The organism is Bacillus sp. PS196, from assembly GCF_037963555.1.
GTDB classification, from domain to species: domain Bacteria; phylum Bacillota; class Bacilli; order Bacillales; family Bacillaceae; genus Bacillus; species Bacillus subtilis.
The window spans coordinates 2,953,172-2,975,343 of sequence record NZ_CP150159.1 but is presented as its reverse complement, the minus strand read 5'-3'; the positions used below and the strand labels follow the sequence as shown (position 1 = coordinate 2,975,343).

Below are 22,172 nucleotides of genomic sequence, written 5' to 3'. Positions count from 1 at the left end.
AGGGAGTGTCAGACGGATGCCAGATATACGGCCTCATTATTTCATCGGCGTTCCCATACCTGAGGGAATTGCAAATCCGATCTACCAGGCTGCGAAAAACGAACCGGTATTGACGTTTCAAAAATGGGTGCACCCGCTTGACTATCATATCACGTTAATTTTTCTCGGAGCGGCGGATGAGACACAAATAAAGAAGCTTGAAGGTTCGCTAGCAGAGATTGCTTCAGAAATTGATCCATTTTCAATTAAGTTTGGCAAGATAGATGTATTCGGCGACCGCAGAAAGCCGCGCGTTTTACATCTGGAGCCAAAGAAAAACAAAACGCTTGATAGACTGCGGGAACATACGAAGCAGGCTGTACTTCAGGCCGGCTTTCAAGTGGAAAAAAGACCGTATCATCCTCATATGACGCTGGCAAGAAAATGGACAGGCGAAGATGGATTTCCAGCTCATGTTCCGTTTGAAAGCGGCGAAGTTTCGATGATGGCTGAACGGTTTTCGCTCTTTCAAATACACTTGAACCAATCACCAAAATACGAGGAAATATTCAAATTTCAATTATCTTAATTCATTGCGGAGTGGAGAAACAAACATGGCACAAATCATCAAAATTCATGATTATATATCGAGATATGAGCTTGATCCGTACCATTATATCAACCAGTTTGTACGTTTGAAAAAAGAGCGCTGGCTTTCACTAGTAGAAGCAGCGGAGCGCCAGCATGAAGAAAGGCAAGCCATTGCTGAAGAACCGGAACCGGTGCAGAAACGAAAAAAATTTTCATTGAAAAGAAGAAAAGAAGAGATAAAAGCCGATATACAAGAAGAGAGACACCAATGGTTTGAGGACGAAGAAGATATTCATGTAAGGCTCCCGAAGAGCAGGGTGGCGCTTGCTTCTTTTTATAAAAGGCATTTATATGATTTTCAGCTCAAATGGGCAAGCTCTACTCTTTCAGAAATATCTCAACTCTCAAACCAGGTGAAGCAGGACCGCATTTTGCGTTATCTGACCCAGCAGCTGCCTGATTCTTATTTTATTATGTATAAGCCTGTGCTGAAAATTCAGCAGGCGGCGGTTGAATTAAGCATTGTGATTATTTCTCCTCTGGAAATTTATTGCGTTTCTTTTTTAGAGGCTGAGGAAGACAGTGTCTACATAGGGTCTAAAAATCGTTTTTGGGACAAGAAAACAGCCTCTCAGACTGCATCAGTGTTAAATCCAGGGCTTAGCCTGTTTCGCACGGACTCGGTTGTGTCGAAGATCGTAAAGGAAAAACAGGCTGAGATCCCGGTTCGAAAATTGCTTCTGAGCAGAACGTCGTACATCGATTACCCGGAGCCGCCATACGGCTTAGAAATAGCGGATAGGCGGAGCGCGGAAGAATGGATTGAGCGGCAGAAGAAAAACACTGCGCCGATCAAACATCATCAGATAAAGGCTGCAAAGGCTCTATTGTCTTACTGCATGTCTGACTCCTATCGCAGACAGGAGTGGCTGGAGTAAAAGAGAACGATTTGAGCGGTTTTCTCATAACATAAGCAGGTGAGAAAGATGAGCCATTGGTTTTTTATTATTAATCCGACAGCAGGACATCGAAACGGCCTGCGTGTTTGGAAGTCCATTCAAAAAGAATTGATCAAACGAAAGGTTGAGCACCGTTCATTTTTAACTGAACATCCGGGACACGCCGAGGTGCTCGCCAGACAGATTTCAACGATACAGGAATATAAGCTGAAGCGCCTGATCGTCATTGGCGGAGACGGAACCATGCATGAAGTTGTCAACGGGCTGAAAGATGTTGACGATATTGAGCTGAGCTTTGTGCCGGCGGGCGCGTATAATGATTTTTCGCGAGGATTCTCTATTAAAAAAATCGATCTGATACAGGAAATCAAGAAGGTAAAGCGCCCGTTAACAAGAACCTTTCATTTAGGGAGCGTCAATTTCCTTCAGGATAAATCACAGATTCTTTATTTTATGAATCATATCGGGATCGGGTTTGACGCATATGTCAATAAAAAGGCGATGGAATTTCCGTTGAGACGGTTTTTTCTTTTTCTCCGCCTTCGATTTCTTGTGTATCCGCTTTCTCATTTGCACGCTTCGGCAACCTTTAAGCCGTTTACGTTAGCTTGTACGACGGAAGACGAGACGCGCGAATTTCATGATGTCTGGTTTGCCGTTGTATCCAACCATCCGTTTTACGGGGGAGGCATGAAGGCGGCGCCCCTAGCAAATCCGCGCGAGAAGACATTTGATATCGTAATCGTTGAAAACCAGCCGTTTTTGAAAAAATATTGGCTTTTATGTCTCATGGCATTTGGAAAACATACAAAGATGGATGGCGTTACGATGTTTAAAGCGAAGGACATTACATTTTACACGAAGGACAAAATCCCGTTCCATGCTGACGGAGAAATCATGGGCACTACCCCGTTTCGTCTGGCATCTAGTCCTTCACCCCTAAGGATCAAAACATAAACGTGTTTGAAGGAGAGAGCTTCCGATGGTCAGCATCCGCCGCAGCTTCGAAGCGTATGTCGATGACATGAATATCATTACTGTTCTGATTCCTGCTGAACAAAAGGAAATCATGGCACCGCCGTTTCGGCTTGAGACAGAAACAACAGTTTTTCCTCTGGCTGTCAGGGAGGAATACTCCCTTGAAGCAAAATACAAGTACGTCTGCGTATCCGACCATCCTGTGACATTTGGAAAAATCCATTGCGTCAGAGCATCCAGCGGCCACAAAACGGATCTCCAAATTGGCGCGGTCATCCGGACGGCTGTGTTCGATGACGAATTTTATTATGACGGAGAGCTGGGCGCCGTTTATACCGCGGATCATACCGTATTTAAAGTATGGGCGCCTGCTGCAACCTCAGCTGCTGTCAAGCTTTCACACCCCAATAAAAGCGGGCGCACATTCCAAATGACTCGGTTGGAAAAAGGCGTCTATGCCGTTACGGTCACAGGTGACCTTCACGGATATGAGTATTTGTTTTGCATCTGCAACAATTCAGAATGGATGGAAACCGTTGACCCGTATGCCAAGGCTGTGACTGTAAATGGAGAGAAGGGCGTCGTCTTGCGCCCGGATCAAATGAAATGGACTGCTCCTCTTAAACCATTCTCACACCCTGTGGATGCCGTCATCTATGAGACGCACCTTCGCGACTTCTCCATCCATGAAAACAGCGGCATGATAAACAAGGGAAAATACTTAGCATTAACGGAAACTGATACACAAACCGCAAATGGCAGTTCTTCTGGACTGGCGTATATAAAAGAGCTCGGTGTTACACATGTGGAGCTTCTGCCGGTGAATGATTTTGCCGGAGTTGATGAAGAGAAGCCGCTTGATGCATACAATTGGGGATATAACCCGCTTCATTTCTTTGCCCCGGAGGGAAGCTATGCCTCAAACCCTCATGATCCTCAAACGAGAAAAACAGAGCTGAAACAAATGATCAATACCCTGCATCAGCACGGTCTGCGAGTCATTCTGGATGTTGTTTTTAACCATGTGTATAAGAGGGAGAATTCCCCCTTTGAAAAGACAGTGCCAGGTTATTTTTTCCGGCACGACGAATGTGGGATGCCATCAAACGGCACCGGCGTTGGCAATGATATCGCATCAGAAAGAAGGATGGCAAGAAAATTCATTGCGGATTGCGTGGTCTATTGGCTTGAAGAATACAATGTTGACGGCTTCCGCTTTGATCTCCTCGGGATTTTAGATATTGACACCGTGCTTTATATGAAAGAGAAAGCAACTAAGGCAAAGCCCGGAATCCTGCTTTTTGGAGAAGGGTGGGATCTGGCTACACCGCTGCCGCATGAACAGAAAGCTGCTTTGGCGAACGCGCCAAGAATGCCGGGCATCGGCTTTTTTAATGATATGTTTCGTGACGCTGTAAAAGGGAACACCTTTCACCTTAAGGCAGCAGGGTTTGCGCTCGGCAGCGGTGAATCAGCACAAGCTGTGATGCATGGAATTGCCGGGTCTTCCGGATGGAAGGCATTAGCACCGATTGTTCCGGAACCAAGCCAGTCCATCAATTATGTCGAATCACACGACAATCACACCTTTTGGGATAAAATGAGCTTTGCGCTTCCTCAAGAAAATGACAGCCGAAAGCGAAGCAGGCAAAGGCTTGCAGCCGCGATTATTTTGCTTGCCCAAGGGGTGCCGTTTATTCACAGCGGCCAGGAATTTTTCCGGACGAAGCAGGGAGTGGAAAACAGCTATCAATCCAGTGACAGCATCAACCAGCTCGACTGGGATCGCCGTGAAACATTCAAAGAAGATGTTCACTATATCCGCAGGCTGATCTCGCTGAGAAAAGCGCATCCTGCATTCCGTCTTAGGTCCGCTGCAGACATCCAGCGCCATCTTGAATGCTTGACGCTAAAAGAACACCTTATCGCATACAGGCTTTATGATCTTGACGAGGTTGACGAATGGAAAGATATCATTGTTATCCATCACGCGAGTCCAGACTCCGTCGAGTGGAGGCTGCCAAACGACATACCTTATCGGCTTTTATGTGATCCATCAGGATTTCAGGAAGACCCAACAGAAATCAAGAAAACGGTTGCAGTAAACGGCATCGGAACGGTTATCTTATATTTAGCATCAGATCTTAAGAGTTTTGCTTGACGAAGTTTGTGCTATAGCGCTAAAATTTAAAGGACGGCTATTGATTAGCATATGAGACTCTCAATAGCTGTCTTTTTTATTTTTATACGATTCGTACGAAAAAGGCATTCGCTGGATAGACTAGAGACGATTAGCCTTAATTCTAAAATATTTTAAGAAATGATGGGTTGAACATTGATATGAACTGGTTGGGACAATTACTAGGTAGCGATTGGGAGATCTTCCCCGCCGGAGGAGCTACAGGAGATGCATATTATGCGAAACATAACGGGCAGCAGCTTTTTTTAAAACGTAATAGCTCACCTTTTTTAGCTGTTTTATCCGCCGAAGGCATTGTTCCGAAGCTGGTTTGGACAAAACGGATGGAAAATGGGGACGTCATTACGGCCCAGCACTGGATGACCGGCAGAGAGCTGAAGCCTAAAGACATGAGCGGACGGCCCGTTGCTGAATTGCTTCGTAAAATACACACATCAAAAGCCTTGCTGGACATGCTGAAGAGACTTGGAAAAGAACCGCTGAACCCGGGGGCTCTTTTGTCTCAGCTGAAGCAGGCTGTATTTGCTGTGCAGCAATCTTCGCCGCTGATTCAAGAAGGGATCAAGTATTTGGAAGAACACCTGCATGAAGTGCATTTCGGTGAGAAAGTCGTTTGCCATTGTGATGTCAATCATAATAACTGGCTATTGTCTGAAGACAACCAGCTGTATTTAATTGACTGGGACGGCGCCATGATCGCTGATCCGGCGATGGACCTCGGGCCTTTGCTGTACCACTACGTCGAAAAGCCAGCTTGGGAGAGCTGGCTGAGCATGTACGGCATAGAGCTGACAGAAAGCCTTCGGTTGCGAATGGCTTGGTATGTGTTATCTGAAACAATTACTTTCATTGCCTGGCATAAAGCAAAAGGCAATGATAAGGAATTTCATGATGCAATGGAAGAGCTGCATATCCTCATGAAACGAATTGTTGATTAATCAGGAATACGAATCCATTTGCTCTACCCATTGAGACAGGCTGTTCTGATGCTCTTGTATGTGTGAGTCGATGGATTTGGACGATATTCCTGATTGGCTGTAGCGGTAAACATCTTCAAGCACGTTTTTGAAATTTGAATCAAGCTCGGTGTTTGCCATCAGTGATTTAATCACACGCTCAAGCTGCTCGTACTCTGCGACTGTTCCGCAGCAGTCCAATTGATGGTCAGTCAATATATCCTTCAATAAATGAACTTGATGCTCATAATGTAAACCCATAACGGTACACATCCCTTCAGTATCATACGGGTTAAATTGTTCAAAACAGAGCGTTTTTATACATGGGAAAGGAGTGTTCCAGCAGACGGGACCCTCTTTTTTTATGCGCTCGGCCTTAAGAGAGATACACTGGAAAAACGAGCTTGCGGGTCTTTTTAATTCATGGTATGTTGTTAGTCGAAATAATAGATAGAGGTGTCAATCATATGAGAATGCGCCACAAGCCTTGGGCTGATGACTTTTTGGCTGAAAACGCAGATATTGCCATCAGCAATCCTGCTGATTATAAAGGGAAATGGAACACAGTGTTTGGCAACGACAATCCGATCCATATCGAGGTTGGTACAGGAAAAGGCCAATTTATTTCTGGTATGGCCAAACAAAATCCCGACATCAATTATATTGGTATTGAGTTATTTAAAAGCGTCATCGTGACAGCCGTCCAAAAAGTAAAAGACAGCGAAGCGCAGAATGTAAAGCTTCTGAATATAGATGCGGACACGCTGACGGATGTGTTTGAGCCGGGGGAAGTGAAACGGGTCTACTTGAACTTTTCTGATCCTTGGCCGAAGAAACGGCATGAAAAACGCCGCCTGACATATTCCCACTTCCTCAAAAAATATGAAGATGTAATGGGCAAAGGCGGAGCGATTCATTTTAAAACGGACAACCGAGGTTTGTTTGAGTACTCTTTGAAGAGCTTCTCTGAGTACGGCCTCCTGCTGACATACGTCAGTCTCGATTTGCATAACAGCAATCTCGAAGGCAATATTATGACAGAATATGAAGAAAAATTCTCTGCACTCGGCCAGCCGATCTATCGGGCTGAGGTTGAATGGAGAACGTAAAGACAGACTCTGACAGGAGTCTGTTTTTTTTATGGGCCGTTTGCTACCATGATGACAGGGGGGATGAAAATGGAAACAATGAAAATTGGAAACATCACGTTGACCTGGCTTGACGGGGGCGTGACGCATATGGACGGAGGTGCCATGTTCGGCGTCGTTCCAAAGCCGCTTTGGTCTAAAAAATATCCAGTCAATGAAAAAAACCAGATTGAACTAAGGACAGACCCTATTTTGATTCAAAAGGATGGGCTCAATATCATCGTTGACGCCGGAATTGGGTCCGGCAAGCTGACTGATAAACAAAAACGAAACTATGGCGTGACACAAGAGTCGAATGTGAAACCCTCATTAGCTGCACTCGGATTAACGGTTGCCGATATAGATGTGATCGCAATGACACACCTTCATTTTGATCATGCATGCGGTTTAACGGAATATGAAGGTGAACGGCTCGTCTCTGTCTTTCCGAATGCAGTGATTTATACATCAGCTGTTGAATGGGACGAAATGCGCCATCCGAATATCAGGTCGAAAAATACGTATTGGAAAGAAAATTGGGAGGCTGTAGCTGGCCAAGTCAAAACCTTTGAAGACACCTTAACGATCACGGAGGGTATTACAATGCATCACACCGGAGGCCATAGCGACGGACACAGTGTCCTGCTATGCGAGGATGCGGGTGAAACTGCCGTACATATGGCAGATCTGATGCCGACACATGCCCACCGCAATCCGCTATGGGTGCTGGCTTACGATGATTATCCGATGACCTCTATCCCGCAAAAGCAGAAATGGCAGGCGTTCGCAGCAGAAAAAGACGCTTGGTTTATTTTTTATCATGATGCCGAGTATCGCGCCCTTCAATGGGAGGAGGACGGAAGCATCAAAGATTCAGTCAAGCGAATGAAGCAATAGCATATTTTTATGTTTACCCTGCATGTTTTCCGGCTAATAATGCAAACCTAGTACTAATTATGCTCAGAAAGGAAGAGGCAGGGTGAAACAATTCAGAGTAACAAACGAAGGAGACATTCAAACAACATTAAGAGGCCTTGAAGTGCTCTCTGTTCCTTTTTTGAACAAAGGTGTTGCTTTTACTGAGGAAGAAAGAAAAGAACTTGGTTTAAAAGGCTTTCTGCCGCCCAAGGTATTAACAATTGATGATCAGGCGAAAAGAGCGTATGAGCAATATTCCGCACAGCCTGACGATTTGAGCAAAAATGTCTATTTAACGGCGCTGCACGATCGGAATGAAACGCTGTTTTACCGCCTGTTAAATGACCATTTAGGGGAAATGCTCCCGATTGTCTACACACCGACAGTCGGAACGGCAATCCAGAGATACAGCCATGAATACAGAAAACCACGAGGGCTCTATCTGTCAATCGATGACCCGGACGGTATGAAAGAAGCATTTAAACAGTATAAAGATCAAAGCGATACGATCGATTTAATTGTTGCAACTGATGCGGAAGGAATTTTAGGAATCGGTGACTGGGGCGTCGGAGGAATCGCGATTTCTATTGGCAAGCTGGCGGTTTATACAGCGGCTGCGGGCATTGATCCGAGCAGAGTGCTGGCTGTTGTTTTAGATGCGGGGACAAATCAGGAGAGCCTCTTAAACGACCCGCTTTATGTCGGCAACCAGCATTCCAGAGTGCGCGGGGAACGCTATGACCAATTTATTGACGACTACGTTGCGCTGGCGAGAGAAACATTTCCGAATGCATTGCTGCATTGGGAGGATTTCGGGGCGAAAAACGCGCGAAGCATTTTGAAACGCTATAAAGATAAAGTGTGTACCTTCAATGATGATATCCAAGGAACTGGCGCTGTTTCTTTGGCCGCAGTCTTATCCTGTGCAAAAGCGTCTAAAGTTCCGCTGAGAGATCACAGAGTTGTTATATTCGGAGCGGGAACGGCAGGAATCGGAATTGCCGAACAGCTGCGGGAAGCATTGGTGCGCGAGGGACTGAGTGAAGAAGAATCATACAAGCGCTTCTGGTGCATAGACAGAAACGGGCTGTTAACAGATGATATGGATCAGCTTCTTGATTTCCAAAAGCCGTATGCCCGTTCGGCTGATGAAGTGAAGGATTATCAGCGGAACGGAGACGGCGGAGGCATTGATCTTCTTGAAGTGGTCCGGCAGGCGAAACCGACGATCCTGATCGGCACATCTACGGTTTCCGGCGCTTTCACTGAAGAAATTGTAAAAGAAATGGCGTCACATGTGAAACGGCCGGCGATTTTGCCAATGTCAAATCCGACAACTCTTTCTGAAGCAAAACCAGAGGATTTAATCGAATGGACAGAAGGCCGTGCGCTGATCACGACAGGAAGCCCGTTCCCGCCAGTTGAATATAACGGAGTTACGTATCATATCGGGCAGGCAAACAACGCGCTTGTCTTCCCTGGTCTCGGTCTTGGAACGATTGTTACCAAATCAAAATTAATTACCGACGGCATGTTTGAAGCATGTGCCCGGGCAATCGCAGGTATGGTCAATGTCGGGGTGCCTGGCGCGCCGATGCTTCCAAAAGTTGAAGATTTGCGCACTGTTTCGGCAACCGTTGCTGTTGAAGTTGCAAAAACCGCAATGAAGGAAGGCGTCGCTACGGAAGAGCCTGAAGACATTATACAGGCAGTGCAGGATGCGATGTGGTATCCGGTATACAAACCGATTCGCGCGATATAATAAAAAAGAGCCGCTGCGTGGGCAGCGGCTTCTATTTTTTGCTTGTCCGGTGTTAAGAGGCGATTGTATCAATGACATCAACAATTTCTCCCGTTTTCGCATCCACCATGACTTCATACTGTTCTAATTCTCCGAAAGCTGATCGTGTAATGCCGGTTTTGTATACCTGTACCGTTTCTCCGTTAATATTGTAAGGCTCCGGCTGGGTGTAAATCCATGATCCGTCAATCGGGCCCCGCTGCTTAAAAGCAGATTTTACAATTCGAAGCGCTTTTTCTGAAGAAATATAAGGCTTCATCACATATTGTTTTACAACGACAGCCGCACAAATTCCAAGTCCTGCACCTAAAAGAAGATGACGCAATTTCAAAATAAAGCACCTCCTGGTTGATCGTACTTTTCATTATACAGAAACAGCCAAATCCTGTTAAGCAATACGCGGCTGATCGAGCAGATTCGGTCAGGGTGCTTGGAAAACTTCATTGTTTCTAATAAAATAAAAGGACTACATAGAAATGAGGGGAAAACATGAATCAAGAAACGAAAGCGCTTTTCCAAACACTGACGCAGCTTCCCGGCGCGCCGGGCAATGAGCATCAGGTTCGTGCTTTTATGAAGCAGGAGCTAGCCAAATATGCCGATGACATCGTTCAGGACAGACTGGGAAGTGTTTTCGGAGTCAGACGAGGCGCAGAGGACGCACCGAGAATTATGGTAGCCGGGCACATGGACGAAGTCGGCTTCATGGTGACATCCATTACAGACAACGGGCTGCTCAGATTCCAGACGCTCGGAGGCTGGTGGAGCCAGGTTTTGCTTGCGCAGCGGGTTGAAATTCAAACAGATAACGGGCCGGTTCCGGGTGTGATTTCAAGCATACCGCCGCATTTATTGACAGATGCGCAGCGAAACCGTCCGATGGATATCAAAAACATGATGATCGACATTGGAGCGGATGATAAGGAAGACGCCATCAAAATCGGCATTAAACCGGGACAGCAGATCGTGCCTGTTTGTCCGTTTACGACGATGGCGAATGAAAAGAAAATTTTATCAAAAGCATGGGATAACAGATATGGATGCGGCTTAAGCATTGAACTTCTGAAGGAATTACACGGTAAAGAGCTTCCGAATACACTCTATGCGGGTGCAACGGTTCAGGAAGAAGTAGGGCTAAGGGGCGCGCAGACGGCTTCTCATATGATTAAACCGGACTTGTTTTTCGCCCTTGACGCCAGCCCGGCAAACGATATGAGCGGAGACAAAAATGAATTCGGCCAGCTTGGAAAAGGCTTTTTGCTGCGCATTCTTGACAGAACGACAGTCATGCATCGCGGAATGAGGGAATTCGTTCTTGATATGGCTGAAACGCATGATATTCCATATCAATATTTTGTATCCGGCGGGGGAACAGATGCAGGCAAGGTTCATATTTCGAACAGCGGTGTGCCGTCAGCGGTTATCGGAATATGTTCCCGCTATATTCATACAAACGCTTCTATCATTCATATTGATGATTATGCTGCTGCTAAAGAAATGCTCATCAAACTTGTAACAGCCTGCGATAAGCAGACAGTGGATGCGATTAAAGAAAATATGTAGGTTTCATAAAAGCTTGTTGAACGAGCAGTAAGCCCGGATCGACAAGCTTTTTTCTTATTCTGTTTCAAATAGATAGGAAAGGGCCTTAATGGCTTGGTTAACGGTTTCAACCGTAATATTCGCTTTATTGGAAAGCTCTTTTAAAGGATGGTGGAGCGATTCCGGCCGGATAATAATCAGGGGTTTTCCTTTTGCGATCGCATATGATGCATCCATTGCCGTGTTCCACTGTTTGTACTTTTCGCCAAACAGGGCGATCACAAAGTCTGCTTTATTCATCAGGACGGCGGTTCTGAAGTTGTTGATGTCAGAGGCTTTGTCATCCTTTAAAACGGCATTTGGCTGTACGCCCATAATTTCTTCACCAATATTGTCTGAGCGGTCATGATTCTCCATCGGGCCAACAAACGTAATCGGGAGCTTCAGTGATTTTGTTTTTTCTTTAATTTCCTCGCGCCAATTGCTGTGGATTTCTCCTGCTAAATAGACGATAAACTCCATAATAAAAATCCCTCCTTATGTATATCCATCTGTAAATTTCACCCTCATGTACACGATGTTAAACGAAACGAGCTTGATAATGCAAATAAAATATGATAATGATAATGGGAAAGCCAATCTTACATATTCATTCGTTGCATATAAGTGGTTTTGCCTCAAGCAGTTTGGTATGATCCAAATGGACGAGTATCGATAAAAAACATGTAAGAACATAAACAACTGGAGGGATATGAAATGAAAAAAATTGAATCAACTCAAGAGCTGGAAAAAGCGGTAAAGGATGATTGGTCTGTATTTATGTTTTCAGCCGATTGGTGCCCGGATTGCCGTTTTGTAGAGCCTTTCCTGCCTGAACTGGAAGCGAATTTCCCTGAATTCACCTACTACTACGTAGACCGTGACAAATTCATTGATACATGTGCAGAGTGGGAAATTTACGGAATCCCAAGCTTTGTGGTGTTTAATGAAGGAAAAGAAGTAAATCGTTTTGTGAGCAAAGACCGCAAAACAAAAGAAGAAATTGAACAGTTTTTAACAGACTCTCTCGCTAAAGCGTAAAGGAGGACATCGGTTTGAAAATGACCTCAAGGAAGCTGTCAGATATACTGAAACAGCGCCTTCAGCACGAGAATCGCTCCTTTCTGTTTGACAGAGAAAAAGACACCCTCCGTGTTGAGGATCAAACGACTAAAAAAGGGATTACGCTCGATTTACCGCCGATTATTGCAAAATGGGAACTGAAAAAAGACGAAGCCATTGATGAGATCGTGTACTATGTCTCCGAAGCGATGACGGCAATGGAAGGGAAGGCTCAGGAAATGACCGGGAAAGAAACTCGCATTTATCCGGTCATCCGCTCGACTTCCTTCCCGGACAAGTCCAGCGAAGATATCCCGCTCATTTATGACGATCATACCGCAGAGACAAGAATTTATTACGCGCTAGATCTCGGGAAAACCTACCGTTTAATTGACCAGCGCATGCTTGAGAAAGAAAACTGGACAAAAGAGCGGATCAGAGAGACGGCCGCATTTAATCTCCGTTCCCTGCCGACGGTTGTCAAAGAGGATACGGTTGCCGGCAATTACTTTTATTTCTTCAGGGCAAACGACGGATACGACGCAAGCCGGATTTTGAACGAAGCGATCTTAAATGAATATAAGCAGCATGCAGAAGGTGAGCTGGCGATCTCTGTTCCTCATCAGGACGTTTTGATTCTTGCTGACATCCGAAATGAATCGGGGTATGATATTCTAGGACAAATGTCGATGAGCTTCTTTGCAGGCGGCACCGTCCCGATTACCGCCCTATCATTTTTGTACAATGAAGGAAAGCTGGAACCGGTGTTTATCATGGCGAAAAGCCGTCCGAAAAAGGATTAGAAAGGATTTTTACTTATGAACGCTTTTTATAATAAAGAAGGTGTGGGAGACACGCTCCTGATCTCTCTTCAAGATGTGACACGCCAACAATTAGGCTATGAAAAACACGGCGACGTCGTCAAAATTTTCAATAACGAAACAAAAGAAACAACGGGCTTCAACATTTTCAATGCGTCTTCTTACTTGACCATTGATGAAAACGGCCTTGTTGCGCTCTCAGAAACATTCGTGCAAGATGTGAATGAGATTTTAAACAGAAACGGCGTTGAAGAAACATTAGTCGTTGATTTATCTCCGAAGTTTGTTGTGGGTTATGTAGAATCAAAAGAAAAACATCCGAATGCTGATAAATTAAGCGTATGTAAAGTCAACGTAGGAGAAGAAACGCTTCAGATCGTCTGCGGCGCGCCTAACGTTGACCAAGGCCAAAAAGTTGTCGTTGCCAAAGTCGGTGCTGTGATGCCTAGCGGACTTGTCATTAAGGATGCAGAGCTTCGTGGCGTTCCGTCAAGCGGGATGATCTGCTCAGCGAAAGAGCTTGATTTGCCGGATGCCCCTGCTGAAAAAGGAATCCTTGTGTTAGAAGGAGACTATGAGGCGGGAGACGCATTTCAGTTTTAGACTCCCATAAATCCGCCAAAAAAAACGAATCATGTGAAAAGCCGCTAAGCCCTTGTTTAGCGGCTTTGTTTCTGCTGATAGCTTAATCTTTTCTGGGCCGACCAGCAGTGGTATACTAAAAACCGTCCCAGAAAACTATAAGGGAGTTAGAGATAAATTATGAGTTGGCTTCATAAATTTTTTGATTTGTTTTTAGGCGAAAGCGAAGAGGATGCTGAACGGGAGACAAAACCCGCTCAAATTCCGCAGCAACAAGAAGTACATCATCCTGAAGGACAATTAAAAAGATTGGAAGATCCTAAAATATATTATGAATATCCAAAAGGCAAATTCCGTTTTCCAGTCGTGCCTGACGGATACAAAAATCATGACCTGAGAAGGCGCCGCACACCATCGGACGAACCGAAATCCGCGCCTCGTCCAAGTGCTGCACCTTACAGAGAGCGTCCCAGAAATGAAGAAGAGCAGCATACATATCAAGCAGCAGAGCCGGCGAAGAAACCGTTTAAACCGACAAATATCCCTTCGCCTGTCTATGGATTCAATCAAAAACCATCTGTTAAAAAGGATGTGCCGAAAAAGCCTTCTGAAACATTGAACGAACCGGATAAATCGGTAAAAGAGAAGGTAACACTGCTGTCAGAAGAGATCGAACGTGAACGCGGCTATCCTGCTTCAGACACACAGGCGCATTCCAAAAAAGAAAGTCCTTTCTTCCCGGATACCCAATTTGAAAAACAGCCTTCTGGCGTTTTAAACAGAAAGGATACGGAGCATGATGAGGCGCTGGCGAAACGGCCAGCCGAGCCGTCAGGTAACAAAGTGCCATTTGAGTCAGGCGTTCAACAGCCGGAAAAAGAGGAGCCTTTCTTCCCAGCTGAACAAGCCGAAGAGCAAACACCGCCTGAGATGCTCACAGATACGGCGGCTGAAGGGCTTTCAGACAGTGAAGTAGGCCGCGAAGAGCCTGCAACGGCTGAGGAAGAACAAAGGGAGCAGCAGTCAGAGAAATTTGAAGAGCCTGTTTTCTCCGCTGAACTTGATGAAGAGCAAACAGCTCCTGAATCTCAGACAGAGGCAGTATCTGAGGATGAAAAAGCAAAAGAGCCGTCAGACAGCCCAGTATACAATCATCATGAAAACGCGGAAGAAGGTGCTGAGTCCCCGTTCGTTAAAGAAGAACAAATGGAAATTCGTCAGGAAGAGCCTTTATTTACTGATCATGAGTATTCATCAGAGGCTCTGGCTCAAGCAGAAACTGTGGCAAAAGAATCAGAAGAGCCATCAGACAGCATAATAAATAATCATTATGACATCCTGGGAGAGGCTCAGAAAACGAAGATAGATGTTCAGCCAGACAGCCATACAGGGCTTGAGAAAACTGAACGCTTGGAGCAGGGTTCCAAATCGTTTTCTGCAGCCCTTGAAAACCGGCAGGAAATTCGCGCAGACAAACCTCGCGAAGCTTCAGAAGAGCCGAAAAAAAAGCCTGGTGTACAGGAAAAAAGGGCCGAACAAAGCGCATCTTCTCAAAAAGGACCATCCGTTCCTTTTAATGTGATGATGCTGAAAAGAGATACGCATAAACAGCAAAAAGCAGAGGAGCGCCGCGGCAGCTATGTATTTCCGAATGTTGCACTGCTTGATGTCCCGCCAGCGCAGGTTCAAGATGATACTGCGTGGATCGAAGAACAGCGTCAGCTTCTTGATTTAACCTTGAAAAACTTCAATGTCCGCGCCAATGTGGTCCATGTAACCCAGGGTCCGTCTGTCACGAGATTTGAAGTGCATCCTGAACCAGGTGTAAAGGTGAATAAAATCACCAACTTGTCCGATGATATTAAACTCAGTCTCTCAGCGAGAGATATTCGGATTGAAGCGCCGATTCCGGGGAAAAACACGATCGGAATTGAAGTGCCGAACCGCACGAGCAAGGTGGTTGATTTGCGCCAAATGATTCGCAGCTCAGCTTTCAGGACAAGCAAGTCACCGCTCACAGCTGCGCTGGGATTAGATATTTCAGGAAATCCTGTTGTTATCGACTTGAAGAAAATGCCGCATGGCTTGATTGCCGGCGCTACAGGCTCCGGAAAAAGCGTATGCATCAATACAATATTAGTCAGCCTGCTTTATAAAGCTGACCCGAGTGAGGTAAAGGTGCTGCTGATTGATCCGAAAATGGTAGAGCTGGCCCCTTACAATAAAATTCCTCACCTCGTCAGCCCGGTCATTACTGACGCTAAAGCGGCTACAGCTGCTTTGAAATGGGTCGTTGAGGAAATGGAGCGGCGCTATGAGCTGTTTGCCCATTCAGGTGTCCGCGACATTGACCGCTTTAATCAATTAACCGCTGAACACCAAATGGGTGAAAAGCTGCCATATTTAGTTGTCATTATTGATGAGCTTGCAGATTTGATGATGGTGGCTCCAAACGATGTGGAAGAAAGCATTGCGCGGATCGCCCAAAAAGCCAGAGCGTGCGGTATCCATCTTCTCGTCGCCACTCAGCGTCCGTCAGTCGATGTCATTACAGGTCTGATTAAGGCGAATATCCCAACGAGAATCGCCTTTTCTGTTTCAAGCCAGGTTGATTCCCGAACAATTATTGACATAGCCGGTGCAGAAAAGCTTCTCGGAAAAGGGGATATGCTCTTTTTGGAAAACGGATCGGGAAAACCGGTACGTCTGCAAGGTAACTTTGTGTCAGACCGGGAAATCGACCGCGTCGTTTCCCACGTCAGAAGCCAAATGCCGCCGACCTATTTATTTGAACCAGAAGAGCTCGTAAGACAAGGATCAGCCCTGAAAGAAGAGGACGAACTGTTTTACGAAGCGTGTGAGTTTGTTGTAGAGCAAAACAGTGCGAGCACTTCAAGCCTGCAAAGAAGATTCAGAATCGGTTACAATCGTGCGGCAAGGCTGATCGACATGATGGAAGCGGAAGGCATGATCTCTGAGGCAAAAGGAAGCAAGCCTCGGGAGGTGCTGATCACAGCAAGTGATTTAATAAACGAATAATATGGGTTCATTTTCACACCAAACATGGTATGATAGTGTTTAGAGCATTTAACAGCTATGCCGCTTTACAGCAGCTGTGCATAGACAAATCTTGATATCTGGGTTTAATCGGAAAGAAATAACCTGATACTAAACATAACAAAACATATAAAATACGCCGCTAAGGGAGGCTTTTCAGCCGCCGCGGTCGCAAATTGAAATGAGCGTCATATACTGGGGAACAGATAGACGTTTGTTGGAGGTACAATTATGACTGTTTATCATTTTGTTGGAATAAAAGGGACCGGTATGAGTCCGCTTGCCCAAATACTTCATGATAATGGATATACTGTCCAAGGATCGGATATCGAAAAATTTATTTTTACGCAAACAGCGCTTGAAAAAAGAAATATTACGATTCTTCCTTTTAGCGCGGAAAATATTAAACCCGGCATGACAGTCATCGCCGGAAACGCATTCCCAGACACGCATCCTGAAATAGAAAAAGCGATGTCTGAGGGAATTCCGGTGATACGTTATCATAAGTTTTTAGGCGACTACATGAAAAAATTCACGAGTGTTGCCGTTACGGGCGCACACGGCAAAACGTCGACTACGGGTCTGCTGGCTCACGTGATCCAAAACGCAAAACCGACGTCTTTCTTAATCGGAGACGGAACAGGCCAGGGAAATGAAAACAGCGAATACTTTGTGTTTGAAGCGTGCGAATACCGCCGCCATTTCTTAAGCTATCAGCCAGATTATGCGATTATGACGAATATTGATTTTGATCACCCTGATTACTTCTCAAGCATTGACGATGTATTTGACGCTTTCCAAGAGATGGCTCTTCAAGTCAACAAAGGCATTATTGCCTGCGGAGACGATGAGCATCTGCCGAAAATCCATGCGAACGTCCCGGTTGTGTATTACGGCACGGGGGAAGAAAATGATTTTCAAGCCAGAAACATCGTAAAAAGCACGGAAGGGACAACTTTTGATGTCTTTGTCCGCAATACGTTCTATGATACGTTTTATATTCCTGCGTACGGCCACCACAATGTATTAAACTCATTGGCGGTCATTGCGTTATGCCATTATGAAGAAATTGATTCCAGCATCATTAAGCATGCTCTCAAATCCTTTGGGGGCGTCAAACGCAGATTCAATGAGAAGCAGCTTGGGGATCAAGTGCTGATCGATGACTATGCTCATCATCCGACAGAAATAAAAGTGACAATTGAGGCGGCAAGACAGAAATATCCTGATCGGGAAATTGTCGCGGTATTCCAGCCTCATACATTTACACGGACGCAGCAGTTCCTTGACGAATTTGCAGAAAGCCTGAGCGGCGCTGACTGTGTGTATTTATGCGATATTTTCGGCTCAGCCCGTGAGAATGCCGGAAAGCTGACGATCGGCGATCTCCAGGGAAAAATTCATAATGCCAAGCTGATTGAAGAAGATGACACATCTGTTTTAAAAGCTCATGATAAAGCCGTTCTCATCTTCATGGGAGCAGGAGATATCCAAAAATATATGAGAGCCTACGAAAACGTCATGGCATAATAAAAAGCAGTGATCTCACTGCTTTTTATTTATCTGATGGAAAAGCTTATTAAAGGATTTTCTTACATAACGGAGAATAGTATGTATACAGCCCAGTACACATGTTTATGATTGAAGAAAACGGGTAAACAGCAGTATATCCTGCAGCAAGGAGGTTTGAGATGATTATTATTCTTTATTTGAGCGTTGCACTCATCGCAGTTGCATTTCTCGTATTAGTGATCTACTTGTCTAAAACATTGAAGTCACTGCAGCTGACACTAAAAAACGTCGCATCCACTCTTGAAGGGCTGGAGGGACAAATGAAGGGCATCACAACTGAAACAGCCGAGCTTTTACATAAGACCAACCGCCTGGCTGAAGATATTCAGGAAAAATCAGAAAAGCTGAACACGGTCGTTCATGCTGTTCAAGGAGTGGGAGCTTCTGTACAGCAGTTCAATACATCCATGAAACAAGCGGCAGGGTCTGTATCGGCATCAGTTAGAGAAAATCAAGATAAGATCAATCAAGTTGTCACATGGAGTCAAGCAGCAATGGAAATTTGGGAGAAATGGAAGCAAAAGAAAAAATCAGCCCTGTAAGAGAAAAAAATACTAAGAGGAGGAATAATGATGAGCAAAGATGGAATTAATAGTAAAGATTTTTTAATCGGAACTTTAATCGGGGGAATCATCGGTGCCACTACAGCTCTTTTTCTAGCGCCTAAATCAGGCAAAGAACTTCGCGACGATCTCGGCAGCCAGGCTGTTGCCTTACGGGACAAAACTGATAAAATGACGGCAGATGCGAAGGAAAAAGGCACGCAATATGTCAGCATCGCAAAAGACAAAACTTCCAACATTACACAGCTTGTAGCGGATCAGTCTGGGCAGATCATGAACAAGGTAAAGGATTTAAGAGACCGTTCCAAATCTGACAAAACGGATTCATCGACTGCAATGCAAGATATGAGGGAAGAAGCGATGCAGGCGGCTGATGAAACAAAAGATCAAGTCCTCCAGACGAAAGAAGATGTAAAAGACGAACTGAAAGATGCACAAAAACAGGCTGAGCAGTTGAATCGCTGAGCAGGGAAGGAAGAGCTTGAGTCATGGCTAAACAGCTTATTCAATCTGAGGAAGAATTTAAACGGATTGCAGAACAGGAAGGCGTTTTCGTCTTCTTTAAACACAGCACCACATGCCCGATCAGCCAGGCAGCATTTCATGAGTTTGATGCCTTTGCAAATCAGCATGAGGATGTGCCGGCTTACTACCTTCAAGTACAAGAAGCCCGGCCGCTGTCCAATTTCATTGCAGAAACATATGGGGTCAAGCATGAAAGCCCTCAGATATTCATCATTCAGAACGGTGAAGTGAAATGGCATACCTCACATTCACAAATTACAGAAGCCGCTATTGAGCAGCATTTGTCATAGAAAAAAGCGTCCAGATATCATCTGGCGCTTTTTTTTGTAAAAAACCCTTGAACATTGCCCTCACATCATGTAGGATAGCTTCATAGATTACTTTATCACTTAAAAGCGTTTGGGTGATAAAGTAGAGTTTTTATAAAATTTTTTGTATTTCAGTATTTCCATTTGGAATTACTTATAGTAAGATGCATGATAACTACAAAATAAAAAATGAATGTGCAGGGAAAGGATGAAAAAAATGAGCAACACAGAGTTAGAGCTTTTAAGGCAGAAAGCAGACGAATTAAACCTACAAATTTTAAAATTAATCAACGAACGCGGCAATGTTGTAAAAGAGATCGGTAAAGCGAAGGAAGCACAGGGTGTCAACCGATTTGACCCTGTCAGAGAACGCACAATGTTAAACAATATCATTGAAAACAATGACGGGCCGTTCGAAAATTCAACCATCCAGCACATTTTTAAAGAGATATTCAAAGCCGGTTTAGAGCTTCAGGAAGAAGATCACAGCAAAGCGCTGCTTGTCTCCCGCAAGAAAAAACCTGAAGATACAATTGTTGATATCAAAGGCGAAAAAATCGGAGACGGCCAGCAAAGATTCATTGTCGGCCCATGTGCGGTAGAGAGCTATGAGCAGGTAGCTGAAGTCGCTGCAGCTGCGAAAAAACAAGGGATTAAAATTTTGCGCGGTGGAGCCTTTAAGCCTCGTACGAGCCCATACGATTTCCAAGGGCTTGGTGTTGAAGGCCTTCAAATTTTAAAACGTGTAGCGGATGAATTTGATCTGGCGGTTATCAGTGAAATCGTAACTCCGGCTCATATCGAAGAAGCGCTGGACTACATTGATGTCATTCAAATCGGAGCGCGCAACATGCAAAACTTCGAATTGCTGAAAGCGGCCGGCGCCGTGAAAAAGCCAGTGCTTCTGAAGCGCGGTCTTGCTGCAACGATCTCTGAATTCATCAATGCTGCTGAATACATCATGTCACAAGGAAATGACCAAATTATCCTTTGTGAGCGCGGAATCAGAACATATGAAACAGCAACGAGAAACACGCTGGATATTTCAGCTGTGCCGATTTTGAAACAAGAAACGCATTTGCCAGTCTTTGTTGATGTTACGCATTCAACAGGCCGCCGTGACCTCTTGCTTCCGACAGCTAAAGCCGCTTTAGCGATCGGTGCTGACGGCGTAATGGCTGAGGTTCACCCTGATCCGTCAGTCGCACTTTCTGACTCTGCTCAGCAAATGGCGATTCCTGAATTCGAAAAATGGCTGAATGAACTGAAGCCAATGGTGAAAGTCAACGCTTAATTGAACAATCCAAAAGGCCGCGCCTGCGGCCTTTTTTTATGCTTTCTCGTTTATTTAGTTATAAAAACCAAGTATACGTTTTCATCATCTATAAAAACGTGTATAATTTCATGAGAAGTAATTAAATTTGATGAATAATGAAAAATAATGTACACTACTGACTTACGCTTACAAATCATAAACGACATAAATTCGGACATTATGACATTTCTCTACATAAAGTGTTTATGCTATAGATAAGGATAAGTGTATCCAGTAAAAGGAGTGGTTTTAGGATGAGCAATATTACGATCTACGATGTAGCGAGAGAAGCTAATGTAAGCATGGCAACCGTTTCCCGTGTCGTGAACGGCAACCCGAATGTAAAACCGACAACGAGAAAAAAAGTCTTGGAAGCCATTGAACGTCTCGGTTACCGTCCAAACGCGGTGGCAAGAGGACTGGCAAGTAAAAAAACAACAACTGTAGGTGTCATCATTCCCGATATCTCAAGCATTTTCTATTCAGAGCTTGCGCGCGGAATTGAAGATATCGCGACAATGTATAAATACAATATTATTTTGAGCAACTCTGACCAAAACATGGAGAAAGAGCTGCACTTGTTAAACACAATGCTCGGCAAACAAGTGGACGGCATCGTGTTTATGGGCGGAAACATTACGGACGAGCATGTGGCGGAATTTAAGCGTTCTCCAGTGCCGATTGTACTTGCCGCTTCTGTAGAAGAGCAGGAGGAAACACCGTCAGTCGCTATCGATTACGAACAGGCGATTTATGATGCCGTGAAGCTTTTGGTTGATAAAGGACATACAGACATCGCGTTCGTTTCCGGACCAATGGCAGAACCGATCAACCGTTCGAAAAAACTCCAAGGCTACAAACGTGCGCTTGAAGAAGCGAACCTTCCGTTTAATGAACAATTTGTAGCTGAAGGGGATTACACATATGATTCCGGACTCGAAGCACTGCAGCATCTGATGAGCCTGGATAAAAAACCGACAGCCATTCTTTCTGCAACTGATGAAATGGCACTCGGCATTATCCATGCCGCTCAGGATCAGGGCTTATCCATTCCGGAGGATCTCGACATTATCGGTTTTGATAATACAAGATTAAGCCTCATGGTTCGTCCTCAGCTTTCAACAGTTGTTCAGCCGACATATGATATCGGCGCCGTTGCGATGAGACTGCTGACGAAGCTCATGAATAAAGAGCCGGTTGAAGAGCATATCGTCGAACTGCCGCACCGTATAGAGCTTAGAAAGTCAACCAAGTCATAAGAAAAACAAAGAGCAAGC

The 22,172-nt window shown here is 44.9% G+C and carries 23 protein-coding genes; 20 read left to right on the top strand and 3 right to left on the bottom strand.

Annotated elements, in window-relative coordinates; translation table 11 throughout:
• Positions 1-16 precede the first annotated feature (16 nt).
• The 5 genes from thpR to NST79_RS15500 all read left to right on the top strand — a co-directional run bounded on the left by thpR (position 17) and on the right by NST79_RS15500 (position 5,645).
• Complete coding sequence (thpR, locus tag NST79_RS15520) at positions 17-568, top strand: RNA 2',3'-cyclic phosphodiesterase (RefSeq protein ID WP_015714535.1); 552 nt, start codon at positions 17-19, stop codon at positions 566-568.
• A gap of 25 nt (positions 569-593) precedes the next feature.
• A complete protein-coding gene (locus NST79_RS15515) occupies positions 594-1,508 on the top strand; it encodes a hypothetical protein (RefSeq protein WP_212059359.1) in 915 nt (304 codons plus the stop codon).
• 48 nt (positions 1,509-1,556) lie between these two features.
• Positions 1,557-2,486: a YegS/Rv2252/BmrU family lipid kinase gene (locus NST79_RS15510; RefSeq protein ID WP_174223161.1), complete on the top strand. Its 930-nt coding sequence runs from the start codon at positions 1,557-1,559 to the stop codon at positions 2,484-2,486.
• Between the two features lie 25 nt (positions 2,487-2,511).
• The gene (gene pulA / locus NST79_RS15505) at positions 2,512-4,668 is read left to right on the top strand and encodes a type I pullulanase (RefSeq protein ID WP_212059351.1); all 2,157 of its coding nucleotides are present in this window, start codon (positions 2,512-2,514) and stop codon (positions 4,666-4,668) included.
• A 179-nt stretch (positions 4,669-4,847) separates the two neighbouring features.
• Positions 4,848-5,645 carry a phosphotransferase family protein gene (locus NST79_RS15500; RefSeq protein ID WP_009967993.1) on the top strand — a complete coding sequence of 266 codons (798 nt, stop codon included), beginning with the start codon at positions 4,848-4,850 and terminating at the stop codon, positions 5,643-5,645.
• Here NST79_RS15500 and NST79_RS15495 read toward each other — a convergent pair whose 3' ends face one another.
• A complete protein-coding gene (locus NST79_RS15495; RefSeq protein WP_003237926.1) occupies positions 5,646-5,924 on the bottom strand; it encodes a YtzH-like family protein in 279 nt (92 codons plus the stop codon). It lies immediately after the preceding gene.
• A gap of 206 nt (positions 5,925-6,130) precedes the next feature.
• On the opposite strand from NST79_RS15495, the gene trmB reads away from it, so the two are divergent.
• The 3 genes from trmB to NST79_RS15480 all read left to right on the top strand — a co-directional run bounded on the left by trmB (position 6,131) and on the right by NST79_RS15480 (position 9,470).
• Positions 6,131-6,772 carry a tRNA (guanosine(46)-N7)-methyltransferase TrmB gene (trmB, locus tag NST79_RS15490; RefSeq protein WP_014477684.1) on the top strand — a complete coding sequence of 214 codons (642 nt, stop codon included), beginning with the start codon at positions 6,131-6,133 and terminating at the stop codon, positions 6,770-6,772.
• A 69-nt stretch (positions 6,773-6,841) separates the two neighbouring features.
• On the top strand, positions 6,842-7,687 hold the full coding sequence (locus NST79_RS15485) for an MBL fold metallo-hydrolase (RefSeq protein ID WP_212059349.1): 846 nt from the start codon (positions 6,842-6,844) through the stop codon (positions 7,685-7,687).
• Positions 7,688-7,769: 82 nt separating this feature from the next.
• A complete protein-coding gene (locus NST79_RS15480; protein WP_003229258.1) occupies positions 7,770-9,470 on the top strand; it encodes an NAD-dependent malic enzyme in 1,701 nt (566 codons plus the stop codon).
• 52 nt (positions 9,471-9,522) lie between these two features.
• On the opposite strand, the gene NST79_RS15475 is transcribed toward NST79_RS15480, so the two are convergent.
• Positions 9,523-9,840: a PepSY domain-containing protein gene (locus tag NST79_RS15475; RefSeq protein ID WP_014480575.1), complete on the bottom strand. Its 318-nt coding sequence runs from the start codon at positions 9,838-9,840 to the stop codon at positions 9,523-9,525.
• 158 nt (positions 9,841-9,998) lie between these two features.
• Between NST79_RS15475 and NST79_RS15470 the strand changes: the two genes are divergently transcribed.
• Entirely contained in the window at positions 9,999-11,072 is a 1,074-nt protein-coding gene (locus NST79_RS15470; protein WP_014480574.1) for a M42 family metallopeptidase, read from the top strand.
• A 54-nt stretch (positions 11,073-11,126) separates the two neighbouring features.
• Here the strand turns inward: NST79_RS15470 and NST79_RS15465 are convergent, their stop codons facing one another.
• A complete protein-coding gene (locus NST79_RS15465; protein ID WP_003229263.1) occupies positions 11,127-11,573 on the bottom strand; it encodes a YtoQ family protein in 447 nt (148 codons plus the stop codon).
• A gap of 79 nt (positions 11,574-11,652) precedes the next feature.
• Between NST79_RS15465 and NST79_RS15460 the strand changes: the two genes are divergently transcribed.
• From NST79_RS15460 to ccpA, 11 genes are all read left to right on the top strand, one after another.
• On the top strand, positions 11,653-11,769 hold the full coding sequence (locus tag NST79_RS15460) for a hypothetical protein (protein ID WP_004399150.1): 117 nt from the start codon (positions 11,653-11,655) through the stop codon (positions 11,767-11,769).
• A 38-nt stretch (positions 11,770-11,807) separates the two neighbouring features.
• Positions 11,808-12,131 (top strand): thioredoxin family protein, encoded by a 324-nt coding sequence (locus tag NST79_RS15455; protein ID WP_003229265.1) that lies wholly within the window; start codon positions 11,808-11,810, stop codon positions 12,129-12,131.
• A 14-nt stretch (positions 12,132-12,145) separates the two neighbouring features.
• Positions 12,146-12,955, top strand: coding sequence for a DUF1444 domain-containing protein (locus NST79_RS15450; protein ID WP_212059347.1), 810 nt, complete (start codon positions 12,146-12,148; stop codon positions 12,953-12,955).
• Between the two features lie 15 nt (positions 12,956-12,970).
• A complete protein-coding gene (gene ytpR, locus NST79_RS15445; RefSeq protein ID WP_212059345.1) occupies positions 12,971-13,576 on the top strand; it encodes a YtpR family tRNA-binding protein in 606 nt (201 codons plus the stop codon).
• Positions 13,577-13,735: 159 nt separating this feature from the next.
• Complete coding sequence (sftA, locus tag NST79_RS15440; RefSeq protein WP_212059343.1) at positions 13,736-16,594, top strand: DNA translocase FtsK; 2,859 nt, start codon at positions 13,736-13,738, stop codon at positions 16,592-16,594.
• A gap of 249 nt (positions 16,595-16,843) precedes the next feature.
• Positions 16,844-18,142 (top strand): UDP-N-acetylmuramate--L-alanine ligase, encoded by a 1,299-nt coding sequence (gene murC, locus NST79_RS15435; RefSeq protein WP_003229274.1) that lies wholly within the window; start codon positions 16,844-16,846, stop codon positions 18,140-18,142.
• 161 nt (positions 18,143-18,303) lie between these two features.
• On the top strand, positions 18,304-18,726 hold the full coding sequence (locus NST79_RS15430; protein ID WP_003229276.1) for a DUF948 domain-containing protein: 423 nt from the start codon (positions 18,304-18,306) through the stop codon (positions 18,724-18,726).
• A gap of 30 nt (positions 18,727-18,756) precedes the next feature.
• Entirely contained in the window at positions 18,757-19,212 is a 456-nt protein-coding gene (locus NST79_RS15425) for a YtxH domain-containing protein (RefSeq protein ID WP_004398549.1), read from the top strand.
• Between the two features lie 23 nt (positions 19,213-19,235).
• Positions 19,236-19,562, top strand: coding sequence for a bacillithiol system redox-active protein YtxJ (gene ytxJ, locus NST79_RS15420; protein WP_015251445.1), 327 nt, complete (start codon positions 19,236-19,238; stop codon positions 19,560-19,562).
• Positions 19,563-19,797: 235 nt separating this feature from the next.
• The gene (locus tag NST79_RS15415) at positions 19,798-20,874 is read left to right on the top strand and encodes a bifunctional 3-deoxy-7-phosphoheptulonate synthase/chorismate mutase (protein ID WP_003223454.1); all 1,077 of its coding nucleotides are present in this window, start codon (positions 19,798-19,800) and stop codon (positions 20,872-20,874) included.
• 275 nt (positions 20,875-21,149) lie between these two features.
• A complete protein-coding gene (gene ccpA, locus NST79_RS15410; RefSeq protein ID WP_003229285.1) occupies positions 21,150-22,154 on the top strand; it encodes a catabolite control protein A in 1,005 nt (334 codons plus the stop codon).
• The last annotated feature ends 18 nt before the right edge of the window (positions 22,155-22,172 follow it).